13 protein-coding genes and 1 riboswitch are annotated in these 14,712 nt (G+C 28.2%); of the genes, 10 read left to right on the top strand and 3 right to left on the bottom strand.

Annotated elements, in window-relative coordinates; all coding sequences use genetic code 11:
- Positions 1–46 precede the first annotated feature (46 nt).
- From CLFE_RS15210 to CLFE_RS15200, 3 genes are read left to right on the top strand one after another with little or no spacing between them, the layout of a single operon-like run.
- Positions 47–838 carry a Cof-type HAD-IIB family hydrolase gene (locus CLFE_RS15210; protein WP_077833036.1) on the top strand — a complete coding sequence of 264 codons (792 nt, stop codon included), beginning with the start codon at positions 47–49 and terminating at the stop codon, positions 836–838.
- 15 nt (positions 839–853) lie between these two features.
- Positions 854–1,726, top strand: coding sequence for a radical SAM protein (locus tag CLFE_RS15205; protein ID WP_077892785.1), 873 nt, complete (start codon positions 854–856; stop codon positions 1,724–1,726).
- Between the two features lie 22 nt (positions 1,727–1,748).
- Positions 1,749–2,855 carry a glycoside hydrolase family 113 gene (locus CLFE_RS15200; RefSeq protein WP_077892786.1) on the top strand — a complete coding sequence of 369 codons (1,107 nt, stop codon included), beginning with the start codon at positions 1,749–1,751 and terminating at the stop codon, positions 2,853–2,855.
- A 28-nt stretch (positions 2,856–2,883) separates the two neighbouring features.
- Here CLFE_RS15200 and CLFE_RS15195 read toward each other — a convergent pair whose 3' ends face one another.
- From CLFE_RS15195 to CLFE_RS15185, 3 genes are all read right to left on the bottom strand, one after another.
- On the bottom strand, positions 2,884–4,851 hold the full coding sequence (locus CLFE_RS15195) for a methyl-accepting chemotaxis protein (RefSeq protein ID WP_242951571.1): 1,968 nt from the start codon (positions 4,849–4,851) through the stop codon (positions 2,884–2,886).
- Between the two features lie 313 nt (positions 4,852–5,164).
- Positions 5,165–5,941, bottom strand: a complete 777-nt coding sequence (locus CLFE_RS15190) for a folate family ECF transporter S component (protein ID WP_077892788.1) — start codon at positions 5,939–5,941, stop codon at positions 5,165–5,167.
- 128 nt (positions 5,942–6,069) lie between these two features.
- A riboswitch (THF riboswitch) is annotated at positions 6,070–6,163 on the bottom strand.
- Between the two features lie 54 nt (positions 6,164–6,217).
- Positions 6,218–6,919 (bottom strand): L,D-transpeptidase family protein, encoded by a 702-nt coding sequence (locus CLFE_RS15185; protein ID WP_207651368.1) that lies wholly within the window; start codon positions 6,917–6,919, stop codon positions 6,218–6,220.
- 417 nt (positions 6,920–7,336) lie between these two features.
- Here CLFE_RS15185 and CLFE_RS15180 point away from each other — a divergent pair, with 417 nt between their 5' ends.
- From CLFE_RS15180 to CLFE_RS15150, 7 genes are all read left to right on the top strand, one after another.
- Positions 7,337–7,831 carry a DUF4912 domain-containing protein gene (locus CLFE_RS15180; protein ID WP_077833030.1) on the top strand — a complete coding sequence of 165 codons (495 nt, stop codon included), beginning with the start codon at positions 7,337–7,339 and terminating at the stop codon, positions 7,829–7,831.
- Positions 7,832–7,972: 141 nt separating this feature from the next.
- On the top strand, positions 7,973–9,556 hold the full coding sequence (locus CLFE_RS15175; RefSeq protein WP_077892790.1) for a glycoside hydrolase family 57 protein: 1,584 nt from the start codon (positions 7,973–7,975) through the stop codon (positions 9,554–9,556).
- Positions 9,557–9,613: 57 nt separating this feature from the next.
- Entirely contained in the window at positions 9,614–10,114 is a 501-nt protein-coding gene (locus CLFE_RS15170; protein ID WP_077833028.1) for a QueT transporter family protein, read from the top strand.
- A gap of 101 nt (positions 10,115–10,215) precedes the next feature.
- Complete coding sequence (locus tag CLFE_RS15165) at positions 10,216–11,178, top strand: restriction endonuclease (protein ID WP_077833027.1); 963 nt, start codon at positions 10,216–10,218, stop codon at positions 11,176–11,178.
- Positions 11,179–11,447: 269 nt separating this feature from the next.
- Complete coding sequence (locus CLFE_RS15160; protein ID WP_077852581.1) at positions 11,448–12,698, top strand: M16 family metallopeptidase; 1,251 nt, start codon at positions 11,448–11,450, stop codon at positions 12,696–12,698.
- Position 12,699: 1 nt separating this feature from the next.
- Complete coding sequence (recX, locus tag CLFE_RS15155) at positions 12,700–13,341, top strand: recombination regulator RecX (RefSeq protein WP_077892791.1); 642 nt, start codon at positions 12,700–12,702, stop codon at positions 13,339–13,341.
- A 132-nt stretch (positions 13,342–13,473) separates the two neighbouring features.
- The gene (locus tag CLFE_RS15150) at positions 13,474–14,667 is read left to right on the top strand and encodes a transglutaminase domain-containing protein (RefSeq protein WP_077833024.1); all 1,194 of its coding nucleotides are present in this window, start codon (positions 13,474–13,476) and stop codon (positions 14,665–14,667) included.
- Positions 14,668–14,712: the final 45 nt, after the last annotated feature.

Below are 14,712 nucleotides of genomic sequence, written 5' to 3'. Positions count from 1 at the left end.
AAATCTATTGTAAAAGATATAGTCATAAAATTATAGGAGGCTTTTAATGAATAAAAGAATATTTTTCTTCGATATTGATGGTACTTTGATAGTTCACAGCAATAATGAATATATAGTGCTCGATAGCACTAAAGAGGCACTAAATAGGCTTAGGGAAAATAAACATGAAGTATTTATTTGTAGTGGAAGACCAGCCAAATTTATAATTCAAGAATTTAAGGGAATGATTGATGGATATATTGGCTGCAATGGTACATTCATTGTGTATAAAAATAGATGTATTTACAATAGACTTATTGATGTAGAGACAATAGAATTTTTGAAAGAAGAGTTTTTGAAATTAGACATGGGTGTAAGTTTTAGTGGTGCATATAATGGTTACGCATATAATATGGATAAAGCTACAGTTTGTCAAATGAATAGATTTTATAAAAATGAAGAACCGTATATTTTAGAAAACTGGAACCTTAAGGAAATTAAGGCGAATAATATAGATGTGTTTTTTAAAAACAGAGAACACTTGAGAAAATGTGTTGAATATTTTCAGGATAAATTGATATTTAATACTCACGAACCACATTTATCGGCTGATGTATCATTTAAAGATTGGGATAAAGCTAAGGGTATAGAATATCTTGTTAAATATATTAAAAGAGATATGAAAGATACTGTAGCTTTTGGTGATGGAAAAAATGATGTTACTATGCTTAAGAAGGTAGACCTAGGTATAGCTATGGGTAATGCAGTAGAGGAAGTGAAAAAAGAAGCAGATATGGTAACAGATAGCGCTGATAAGGATGGAATATATAATGCTTTGAATAATTTGGGTTTTATATAGAAGGGAAGGAAGCAAATGCAGTATGAAGGAATTGTCTATAGACCTCCTAGTGAGGCTTATAGTTTAATAATACAAGTTACCATAGGATGTTTTCATAATAAGTGCAGTTTTTGTAGTATGTATAAAGGAAAACAATTCAGGATAAGAAGCATAAAGGAAATATTTGAGGATTTATATGAAATGAGAAAGGTATATTCTAGAGTCAACAGAATATTTTTAGCAGATGGTGATGCGCTTGTAGTTGAGACAAAGATTTTAAAAGAAATATTATTAAAGATAAAAGAACTATTCCCGGAGTGCAAAAGAGTTGGAATGTATGCAGCTCCTAGAGATGTTTTAAATAAGAAATATGAAGATTTATTAGAATTAAAAAAAGTTGGAATTGGTATGATTTATATGGGAATAGAAAGTGGCAGTGATAAAGTGCTTAGAGAAATACATAAAGGAGTTACTTCAAATAATATAGTAGAAGCGGGTCAGAAGATTAAAAAAAGTGGTATCAAATTATCCGTAACTCTCATATCCGGTATAGGTGGTCGAAATGACATAAACGAAAATGCAATAGAATCTGCAAAAGTTATAAATTCAATAAATCCTGATTATGTAGGGATTTTAACACTTATGATTCAAAGAAAAACAGAGTTAGAAGAAAAAATAAGGGAAGGAAAATTTCAAATTTTAAAACCCGAAGAAAATATGCTTGAAATGAAAAAGCTAATTGAAAACATAGATGTAAAAGGAAAATGTATTTTTAGGAGTAATCATGCTTCTAATTATGCTGATGTGGGTGGAACTTTACCAGAGGATAAAAATAAAATACTGAATGTAATTAGTGTTATTCTTAAAGGAGAATATAATTACAAAATTGAAGAATTAAGAAGGCTATAACTGATTGTGAGGTAGAAAATAATTGTTTAAGAAAAAAGCTGGAATAAAATTACTAGCAGGAGTACTTGTTGTAATAATAGTGGGAGCAATATTGAGTAATAAAAATTCTGAATTATTTAGAGCTTATGAATCAAAGGTATTAAATATAATTCATGGAAAAACTCTTAATTCATTCTTTAAGACAAAAATAAAGTCAGGAAACTTATCTGTAGATTATACAGTTGATCAAACACTCAAAGATGTAGACAGTATGAAATTAAATACTGTAAATGTTCCAATCGAGGTTGATATATCAGATTTAAGTGCTAATTCCATATCGGTAAATAAAAAAAGTATTGAAAAGGCTAAAATTATTATAGATAAATTAAATAAGAGGAATATAAATGTTATATTAGAACCCTACCCTTGGATAAATAAAGGACAAGATTATGAAACAAAAATGCAGCCTAAAGATATAAATAAGTTCTTCTATGTTTGGAAAAATCAAGTTGTAGGCAAAATTATAGATGAGGTAGCAGTACCCAAAAGAGTGGATGCTTTATGTATTGCTTCAAATTTTGTGAATTTAGAGAATTATAGTGATAAGTGGTGTGATATAATAGATTTTTCCCGTTCAAGATATAAAGGTTTAATTACATATAAAACTAATTGGTGGTATACTGCAACTTGGGATAAAGAATCGAAAAAAAAGTTTAATGATAAATTAAATAATAAGATTTTTTCTAAGGTAGATTATATATCAGTAGCAGCATATTTTGAGATTACCCCAAATGCTGTTAACAATGTAGATTACATAAAAAATAGTTTATACGCAACAACGATAAATGGAAGAGGGCAAAGAATTGTTGATGAATTAAATGAATTACATGAAAAGTGGAATAAACCTATATTTTTTGGAGAATTAGGATTCCCAAGAAGAGATTTTGCATCCAAAGAGCCCTGGAACCCGGAACCATCCAATATAGAAGATGGTAATGAACAAGCAAGATGTTTTAAGGCGTATAAAATGGTATTTACTCAAAGTTGGTTTTTAGGCTTCTCTGTTTTTGCTATTGGTAATACAGAGGGAATAAAAAATTATTATCCATCAAAGGAGAGCAAAGAGGTAATAAAAGAATGGTTTAATTAATAAGAACTGGGTTTTATCCCAACTCTTATCATATCTTAAATATGGATATGTTATCATGTAGTTTATTAGATACTTCTTGAAGTTTTGAGGCTTGATTTTTAATTTCATCAGAAAACGCTGATTGTTCCTCAGAGGAGGCAGCTATATTTTGTATTTTACTAGAATTATTTAAAGTTATATTTTTTATAGAATTCATATTAGAAGTGGCATTTTCACTTGAAGCTTTTACAATTTCCATTGAAGAAGTTACCTTGGATGCTCTCGATAAAATAGAATTGATTGAACTTTCTATTTCATTAAATGTCAAAGTAGTATTTTTTACAATAACCTTACCTGTGTTAACTTCAGTTTTTCCAATATTCATTGATTCCATAGCTTTTATTGAATCATCATTCATCTCATTTATCAAATCACCTATTTCGCTAGCGGCTTTACCTGATTCATCTGCAAGACTTCTTATTTTATCAGCTACTACACTGAAGCCTTTTCCATTTTCGCCAGCGCGGGCAGCTTCGATATTCGCATTTAGTGAAAGTAAGTTTGTTTCCTCAGCTATATCTGAAATAACTTTACTATATTCATGTATGTTATCACAATGCTTTTTTAATTTGGCAATAGAATCTGATAAGGAATTAACTCTATTGTCTATATTAGTCATTTGCTCAGTTATTTTATTTATGTCTGTTTTTCCTTTTAATGATACTGAGGAGGTTTGTTTTACTTTAGAAATTATATCATCTACATTAGAAATAACATCAGAAAATACATTCATTAATTCTAAAACACTATTATTAGCTTCGTTTAATTTATTAACAGATATATTAGAATCATCAGCTACATTGACAATATTTTGAGATATGTCTGAAAAAGCTGAGGCTGATTCACTACAACTTTTTAACATTTCGTTAGACACATTTTCAAGATTGGAATAACTCTCTTTAATGTGAAGTATAAGTGACTTTAAATTTTGTGACATAGTAGAGAAGGAATGTGCTAGGTTTGCAAATTCATCTTTTGTTTTTATTTCATAATCATCTACAGATAAATCTCCCTTTGCAATACGTTCTGATAAATTTTGTAGCTTTATTATTGGGTTAGTTAATTTGTTAGAAATAATAATACCTATAGCAATGATAATAATACAAATCAAAATGCAAAATATTAACATGAAAGTATTTAAAGTTGTTATACTTTTCATAGCAACAGAATAAGGAATCTCATTACAAATAACCCATCCTGTATGAGAATCATAAGTAGTACTTACAAGCATTTTACCTTTTTTACTATCATTATAGGTATACGTACCATCTTTTTTACTAGAAAGTGCAGCTTTTATATAATTTAGGCTACTTAAGTTTTTCCTAGAAACTACTAAATTATTGTTTGGATGAGCAACTATTAAACCATCATTATCTACTATATAAACAGTTGAACCATTATTAGATAAACTTTTAACATAATCACTTATTTTTTTTAGTGGTATACCACCTTGTATAATTCCTTTAATTGAACCATTAGAATCTTTTATTGGTATACCAACGTTTAAGGTTAAAATATTTGTGTTTTTACCAAGTACTATTTGTTTACTCTCGTTAACACCATTAATAGCATCTTTAAAATAACTACGTTTAGATATATTAACAAGGCTATTAGCATCTCCACGTACAATTTGATTACCAGAAGCATCATCTAGAACAATCTGCACTCCTGAACTACTTTTTTCATTATTTTGGGCATTAACTAAAATTGCTTTGGAATCAGATGTGTTGAATGAAGTTATTACAGGATAACTAGATAAAGTTTTTATAAGGGAAATAGGTTCGCTTATAAAAGATTCTACCTTAAATTTAGTCTGAGAAACTAAATTTAAATTTTTATCTGTTATTTCTTTAGTCAGAGTTTTTTGGAAATATAGATTTGAAAATATAGAAACTACAAGTAAAGGAACTATGCTGATTAAAAGCATACATATTATTGATTTTTTTCTCATTCTCATTTTAAACCCTCCAAATGTCATTGTATATAAATAAATTTATTGAAAAAAATATACAATAATATTATCGGGAATAAAAAATGTTTTTTTACAACAAAACGCAAAATATACCAAGTAACAGCAAAACTCGCATAAAAAAGAAAAAGTGAATTGCTGAAAATTAAATATAAAAGATTTAATAAATTAAGTATAGGTATAATGGGAAAATACTAAAACATTATGACTTATAGAAGATTTAAAGGTAAAAAGTCTTATATAAGAATAATCGATAAGTCACAATGCTAGTATTTTATTAAATTATATGTGATGTAGAATTTTAAGCTCTGCTTAAGGATTTTTTATCCACAAAACTATATAAATAAATTAAAAAAGATAATATATAAGAATTTATCATTGTCATTATTATAGTTTGTACAATCCGTGGAAACCATAAGATGGCAAAACCATTTTTAAGAAGAGCTGGAGTGAATATAAGCATAAAAATAGTATTTAATGTTGATACAATTATTCCAGAAAAACCAACGGAAATGAATATTTTGAAAAAGTCCTTCAATAAATATCCATAGGTCTTTTTTAAAGTCTTTTCTATAATTGAATTAATTATAAATACAAGTATTCCTATAAGACTAGCATATATAATATTAACAGTGGTATTGCTAAAAGTATTACTAGGTTTAAATAAACTATTTAATATATTGATCTTAAGTATAAAATTAAAGATTATACCTAAAATAAGAAGAGAAACAAAAAACGAAATATATAATTTCTTCAACTTACTTGTTGAGGTCAACTTTACTTTTTTCCATAAAACAGCAGGAAGAAAGCCAGCTAGAATATTTGTAAGAGTGAAAATTGGTATGTAGGAACCAGTAGGATTTATAAGAAAGCCTAGTAAATCACAGGAACCACCAGCTATAGCTCCATAAAGTGGTCCGAAAAGTATACCAGGAAGTATGTAGAAAACAGCACTGAAATTTATTTTCATTATTACAATTCCACCTCCGGTTATAGAAATTCCAAAGGTTTTTATTATAATAGATATAGCTATAAATAATGCTGTTGTTACAAGGAATTTTGTATTTGTTTTGTTCATATTTATTACCCCAATCTTTAAGTATTACGCAGCTTTTTTTCAAAAAACAAAAAAACCTCCTCTCTCCTTAATGATTGCCACATTAAAGAGTGGAAGAAGTAAAAGTATTTCCAAAATCCCTTTAATGTAACAGCGGAAGCGATATTGTACCGCAAGACTAAGCTTTTCGTTTAGAGACAACTTCCCATCCTCTAACACTTGACGCACAATATCTACTCTGCTACGTTTAAGTTGATTATAAAAAATGTAATCTTAAATGTCAACAGCTATAATAGCTTATTCAACTAATTCAACACCTAATTTTTTGTAGAACTTTTTATCTATAATATCAGAAACATATAAATTATTATCCTTTTGAAATTTATGTATGAAGTATTTCATGCCTTCCCCATAAATTCCGTCAGGATTACCATTATAATAGCCCTTTTCTTTTAAAATTTTTTGGATTTCATAAACATCAGATCCCCGCATGCCAGGACGTATATTTCTTAAGTAGGAGCCGAAATTTCCATAAGGACCACCTTGAACGATTACTTTTGTGCCTACAGGAATTATTTTATAAAGCTCTGCTACATCTGAATTTCTCATTCTTATACATCCGTGCGATGAATTAGAACCTATAAGTTCCGGATATATTGTACCATGTATTCCGTATTTTCCCCAAGGAACATTAAATCCCATCCATCTACCTCCAAAACCTTCACCCCAAGTATCCTTTCCAACAATTGTCCATGTACCAATAGGTGATGGAGTACTAGATTTTCCGCCAGAAATAGTATAGGTTTTCATGAGAGTATCGTTCTGAAATACACATAGTTTGCTGCTAACCACATCTACTACTATAAGCATTTTTTTATTAGGACTATATCCAGAAATTGTAGAACCAGTAGGGTTTAGCTTGTAAAATTTAATTATTAATATTACTTCTATAATTAAAATAAGGGTGAGAATGAAAATAATTTTTTGGAATTTTGATATTTTCAAGTCTTATGTACCTCCTTATATAGAGAGACTGAATGGTTTATTAAATTAGTTTATTAAAAGTATCTTCCTTGATTTTGATATTTTTTAAATTAATTTTCATACAGCTTCTCTAAAATTAAAATAATTCTATAAAAACTTTATATTTATTTATATTTTTCTACCTAAGGTAATATACTAGATTTGTGTAAAGTGTGAAAATTAACGTTTAGTTATGGCAATAATATTATGTAATAGCAGTATATATAATTAAAATATAAGCTTAAGGAGGAATTGGTAATTTATGCGTGACATGTTTATAGTTTTAAGTTATAATAAATTTAACAAAAGAGGAATTGAATAATAGAATAGACGTTGATATTTTCACACAAAAGGGATTGTTATAAATTTATGTAATGACAAAGAGGTGAGTTAATGCTAGGAAATTATGAGACAAAATTAGTTCTGCTTGTTCAAAATGCTTATAATGTTTTTTGCTATTTTAATGTTTCACCTATTACAATTAAGGAATTTGAGTATAGATATGGAGAAAATTTGTGGGAAAATTCAAAGCCTGTTTTGAAAATATATGAAATTATAAATGGAAATGCACAAGAAATTAAAACTCTATACATAGATTCTATGGCTGATAATTGGTATATAAAATTGGATAGAGATGATATGGACATTTTTGTAAAGCTTGGCAGAAAGCTTCCGGATGATACATTTGTAGCTGTGGTTGCTTCAAATACAGTAACGACCCCAAGAAATCATATATCAGGGGACTCAGCAGTGTACTATATGGATGTTTCTCAAAATTTTGAAAAAGAAGAAGAAACAATAGCTTTAACAACTGAGGAAAAAGTAAATAAAGAATATATCCATAAGGGAATAAAGCCATATACCTTTATGGAAGGAAAAAAAAATTAGAAACTATCCTCGCATAAATATATATTCTTATAGTGATTATAATGAATATTTTCAAAAACAAATGGAAGAAAATGAAACAAAGTATCGCAAAATATCACCTGGATCATCTAAGGTAAAGAAATAGTAACGGAGGGGGATAATTTGAAAAAGGGATATGTTAATTTCGTTTTACACAGCCATATGCCATTTATAAGACATCCAGAAATAAAGGATGCACTTGAGGAAAGATGGCTTTTTGAAGCTATAAGTGAGTGCTATATTCCACTGATTGAAATATATGATAACCTTTTGAAGGATAATATAAAATTTAGAATGACGATGTCTATAACACCGCCACTTATGTCAATGCTTCAAGATGAATATTTAAATTCTAGATATTTAAATTATTTAAAGAAAACTATAGAACTTTCGGAGAAAGAAATAGTAAGAACAAAAAATAATAAGGACGAAAATAAAGTAGCACTTTTTTATAATGAAAGAGCTGAAAATACCCTTAAAATATATGAAAAGTATGATTATAATTTAATGAATGCGTTTAAAAAGTATGATAAGTTGGGTTGTGTTGAAATAATAACTTGTTCAGCAACACATGCACTGCTTCCTCTTATTTTAGTCAATAGAGAAGCTGTTAAAGCACAGATAGCTACAGGAGTTCAATCTTATGTAGATACTATGGGGCACGAACCAAATGGGATATGGCTTCCTGAATGTGCATATGCTTATGGGATTGATAGCATGCTTAAAGAATGTGGAATAAAGTATTTTATTTCTGAAAGTACAGCAATTAATTATGCCTCTCCAAAACCTAGGTATGGAACTAATGCACCTATTGTAACACCAAGTGGAGTATGTGCTTTTGGTAGGGATATGGATTCCTCTTATCAGGTATGGAGCGATTTTATGGGATATCCGGGAGACTTTAATTATAGGGAATTTTATAGAGATATAGGTTTTGAATTACCGATGGACTATATAGCACCATATATAAATGAAAATGGAATAAGAATTGATACAGGATTTAAGTATTATAGAATAACAGGTACTGGAGAAAATAAAGAAATATATAATAGAGAAAATGCTATGAATAAGGTTTGGGAACATGCATCTCATTTTGCTAATTGCAGACATGAGCAAATAAATGCAGCATCATTTAGTATGGATAAACCTCCAATAATAACTTGTCCTTATGATACTGAGTTATATGGACATTGGTGGTTTGAAGGACCTGATTTTATAAATGCATTTATAAGAAAAAGTGCGGAAGAATGGACTGAGTATGAACTTATAACACCTACAGAGTATTTAAAGCAAAATCCTGTAGTTCAATGTAGTAGCCCCAGTCCTTCCAGTTGGGGAGAAAATGGAGATTATTCTGTTTGGATAAATCCATCAAATCACTGGGTATACCGAGATATTCATAAATGTGAAGAGGCAATGGTAAGAATTGCTAATACGTATACTGAACCTTCTGATCTTCAGAGGAGAGTTTTAAATCAGGCGTCAAGAGAACTTATGCTGGCAGAAGCTTCAGATTGGTCTTTTATTATAAAGAATAATACTACTGTTGATTATGCTATAAAAAGAATAAATACTCATATCGAGAGATTTATGAGACTTTATGAGGATATAACCAAAAATACAATAGAAGTAAGTGAACTTGAAAAGATGGAAAGTACAGATAATATATTTCCTAAAATTAACTATAAAATATATGCTAATAATTAATATTTAAGACAGTTCGAAACCATCCTGTCTATAAATAAAACTATGGAGGTAAATGACGTGAAAAAAAGAAATACTTTAAGGATTTTAGTAGTAAATGCTCTTATAGCAGCAATTTATGCTGTTTTAACACTTGGATTAAGTTTTTTAAGTTATGGTCAGATTCAAATTAGGGTATCAGAAGCGTTAACGGTGTTACCGTTTTTTTCTGGATACTATGTTATAGGATTGACTTTAGGATGTTTTATAGCAAATATATTTAGTGTTATGAAGCTTGATATGATATTTGGAACATTGGCTACTTTTATAGCAGCATGTTTAACATACTTTATTGGAAAAAGTAATATACCATTTAAAAAATATATTGCACCACTTCCACCTATAATATCTAATGCAGTAATAGTAGGATTAGAATTAAAAATAGCAACACATGCACCATTTTTTGTAAATGCAATATGGGTTGGAATTGGGGAGATAGTGGCTTGCTTTGTTTTGGGCCTTCCATTATTATCTTTTATAGAAAAGAGTAAGATACTTAATAGGTTTGTAACTTTTAAATAAATATAATGTTATAGAATGCTTATAAGATATTTTTATGATAAGAAAGTATATTAGTTGATATATAACAATGTATTATGGTAAATTATTAGGGGGGAATTTGAGTGGCAAACTGGTGGATGATAAACAATGTTAACGATAATGAGGACATTGTAAAAAAATGGATAGAGAATGGCGTGGTAACTTTAGGATTTCCTGAAATAGGGGATCCTATGAAATATGATACAAAAGATAAGCTTTTGGTTAGATGTGATGAGGTTTATAGTGATAAAACACCAATGATGAGAATTCAATGTGAAGGATATATATGGAAGTTCGCTAGAGAGATTTTAAAGGGAGATAAGTTGTTTGCATATGATTCACAAAAAAGAGAATATCATATAGGTGTAGTGGAATCAAATTATAATTATGATCCATCTGGTTATCCGGATTGTCCTAACACGTTTAAAGTAAAATGGCTTGGTAAGCAAATAAATGAAGATGATATGTCAAGTGAGCTTAAAAAATCATTAAAGTCAAATAGTTGTGTTTACATGGTTTTCGGATGTGAAGCAGAAATAGGAAGATTACTTGTTTCTAGTGGTAATGTAAATGATATAATAGAAAAGGAAAAGAGATTATATAATGATGTAATTGAATGTATTAAAACAATAATTTACAAAATGGATAGCAGCAAATTTGATATGATTTTAAAAGAAATTTTAACAGCTATGGAATACAAGGTAAGTTCACATTTTGATAATGATAATAAAAACTCATATCTTATTATAAGCGAGGATAAGCTTAATTTTAGTAAAAACATAATTAGAGTTTGCATTTTAAAAAATTCGGAAATAACCTCAAGTAAGAACATAATGGATATTATTGATAAATACACAGATCAAATAAGTAATTATTTAATTGTAAGCGATGATCCTATAGATAAGGGGATAATGGGAGAAATTGCAAAAAAGTATTTTATTGTTAACATGTATGGAAGAGATATGGTGGAAAAGTTATTTTCCAATTATGATAAATTAAATGATGAAGTGAAGAGTATACTTTCTCTAAAGAAATTGTACATTTAGCGAAAATATAATGATTTATTGGGTATAGGGTTTAAATATTAAAATCACTTTAATAGGTTTTTAGTTAACTGGCAATAGAATTATGCTTTTAAACTAGTATTTTAAAGCATTTCTAAATTCTGTTTAGCTGGTATAGAGTAAGGTGATAATTAAGCCCTATATTTTTTTGCTTTTTTATATCAGGTCATAAAGATTTTAGGGTATAATTTATTATATCAAATTTAATAAGCTTAAATTTGAATATGTAGGTTTAATAGAAGGAGAAATTAATGAATAACAATATTTTTGATTCAAAGGAATTAAAATTACATAATGGACTAAGAATTGTTTCTATAAAAAAAGAAACAGAGTTATTTTCACTGCATGCAGGTGTTAAAATAGGATCTATATATGAAAGCGATGAACAAAGAGGAGCAGCACATTTTGTAGAGCACATGCTGTTTAAAGGAACTAGAAATCTTACTAATGAAGAGTTGAATAAGAGTTTTGAAAATCTTGGAGGAGAATACAATGCTTATACTGACTACAATTGTACAGTATACAGCATAACTGCACTTTGTGATGAAATTAATAAGGCAGTAGAACTGATTTCAGACATGCTTCAAAATCCTTCTTTTGATGAAAAGGAATTTAAAAAGGAAAAGAAAGTAATACTATCAGAAATAAATAGTAATAAAGATGATATAGAAGATTATTGTTATACCAAGGTACATGAAATTGGTTTTTCAAAAAGTCCATTAAAATATGACACGATAGGTACAAAATCAAATATCGAAGGTTTTACAGCGGAATTTATTAAGGATTTCTATAAGACATATTATTTACCTAATAATTCTTATATAGTCATTGTATCGAAGTTTAATCATGAAGAAATTTTTGATTTAGTAAAACAACATTTCAATTCATGGACTGAAGGAAAACTAGAGGATAAATCAATAATAGTTGAGGAAAATATACCAAAGATTGTTACTAATTATAAAAAAGATATAACACAAAGTAGTATAATATATATGTTTACTGCCTATAATTTAAATAGATTTGAAGAAGCAGCACTAAAAATATTAAATTATAAATTAGGGGAGAGTGCAAACAGTATATTGTTTAGAGAAATAAGGGAGAATAAAGGACTTGCATATGATATATATTCAGATCTTAATTTATCGAAGCATGTTAAAACAATGTACATTTATACGGCTGTAGATAATGAAAATGTTAAAGAAGCTATGAATAGTATAAATGAGTCTATAGAAAAGATAAAAAAGGACGAAAAAACTCTAGATGAGGATTCTATTTTACTTATGAAAAAGGTTTTGAAAACATCTCTCGCGTTTACAATAGAAGATACAACAGATATAGGAAATTATGTGGTCCATCAATATATTGATGATGAAGATATATATGAGTTTTTAGAAGATATGAAATATGTTGATACTATAAAAAATGAAGATGTTAGACAAATAGCTAGAAAGGTTCTTTCTAATCCTTCAATTTATATAGTAAAAGCAAAAGGAAGTGTTTAGTATGGATAATACTATAACAAAAATAGAAACTCAAAAGAAGAAAAAGGATAGAGTTAACGTATATATAGATGGTGAATATTCCTTTTCTTGCAATGCCGAACTCATATATATACACGCCTTGAAAAAGGGTAAAATTGTCAATATGGATTATCTTAAGGATATAATCGAGGAGGATAATTACTTATATGCTAAAAGTAGGGCGTTAAGTTTTATTGAAAGGACCTTTAAAACTGAAAATGAAATACGCGTAAAATTAAAAGAAAAAGAGTTTAATGATACAGTAATAGATCGTGTGATTGAATTTCTTAGAAAATATAATTTTGTAGATGACACAAAATATGCAGAATTATATATAAAGGAGAGAATAGCTAAACAAGGTAAATTAAAAATAAAGTACTCCCTTGTAAAAAAAGGAATAGACGATAGCATTATAGACGAGAAGTTAAGTAAATATGAGAGCAAGGATGAAAAGTATATAAATGCAATGAGAGAAGCAGCATTAAAAAAGTATACAAGTATTGCTAAAAAAGAAACTGATAAATTCAAAATAAAGAGAAAACTGTCTAGCTATTTAATGGGACGAGGTTATTCATGGAGTGAAATAGGAGATATCCTAAAAGAAATTTTTATGGAGAATTATTAGATATAACGCGTAAATTCTATTACATTCTGATTCATAAGAGATTCTGACAGGACCTCTTTAACAGGAATATTTTATAACCCACAATTTAAGGATTTTAGTACGTTATATATAACTAATATGGAGGTGATAAATTTGAAAATTAATCCTATAACTTTAATTTTAATATTTGTATTTTTATTTCCAATAGCTAGAGGATTTTTATTTAAATTTTCTTCCTATGATTTAAAAAGGGATACAGAAAATTTGTTGAATAGCATAGCGTTTATTGCAGCTATTTTCATAGGAATAAAGTATTATAAAGTTATTTTTTTGAATTATGAAAGTAGTGAGGTATTTAAATTTATACCAAAAGAAATATCAAGTATTTTAGTTAGTAGACCTTATATATTGTATTTTGTAATTATACCCATTTTCGTATATATAGTTTATAAACTTATTGGAGCAGTACTTAATTTAATTGCAAGGTTTACTTTTTTTAACATATATGATGTTGTGGATAAAATGATATCTAATAAAAGCAATATTGTTAAGAGAGTACTTGGGGCAATAGTTCAACTCCCAAGAGGAATATGTTATCTTGTGACAGTATTATTTTTGTTAAATGCTGTAGCCATAATAAATCCGGGCATGAAAATAAATAGCTATCTTAAGGATTCTGAGGCATATAATTATTTGTGTAAAAGAATCATAGTTCCAGTAACAAATTCTAGTGTGGCTAAAAACTTTCCTAATATTTTAGATAATTCATTTAAAATTGTGACAAAACCAGACAATATTAATAAATCAGGAAATGTTTCTAAAGATGGAAATAATGTAAATACTGATGATAATAATAATCCTAATGTAATTGTTTATTATAATGGTGTAACTCTAGAAGATGGAGTAAAATCTAATGATCAAATTAATAATTTTGCTCGAAATATGACCTATAATTCTAGAGGAAATTTAAGTAAATCAAGAAAATTATATGATTGGATAGGCTATAATATAGAGTACGATTATGATAAAGCTAATATGGTTTTGAATAACAATTATAATGTGAAATCTGGAGCAATCCCAACCTTTAATACTAGAAAAGGGATATGTTTTGATTATTCTTGCTTGTATGTTGCTATGGCAAGAGCTAACAATATCAAAGTAAGATTAGTGACTGGAGAGGGATTTAATGGTACATCATGGGTAAGCCATGCATGGAATCAAGTATATATTCCTGAAAGTAATACATGGATTAATGTTGATACGACATTTGCTAAGGGTGGAAATTATTTCAACAATAATTCCTTTAATATCGATCATAGAAATGCAAAAGTAATTGGAGAATGGTAATTAAAAATTTAATAGATAAATGTAAAATTTAGTACAAAAAAAGGA

It is taken from the genome of Clostridium felsineum DSM 794 (assembly GCF_002006355.2).
Taxonomy (GTDB): Bacteria; Bacillota; Clostridia; order Clostridiales; family Clostridiaceae; genus Clostridium_S; species Clostridium_S felsineum.
This window is presented reverse-complemented; position numbering and strand designations above follow the sequence as displayed.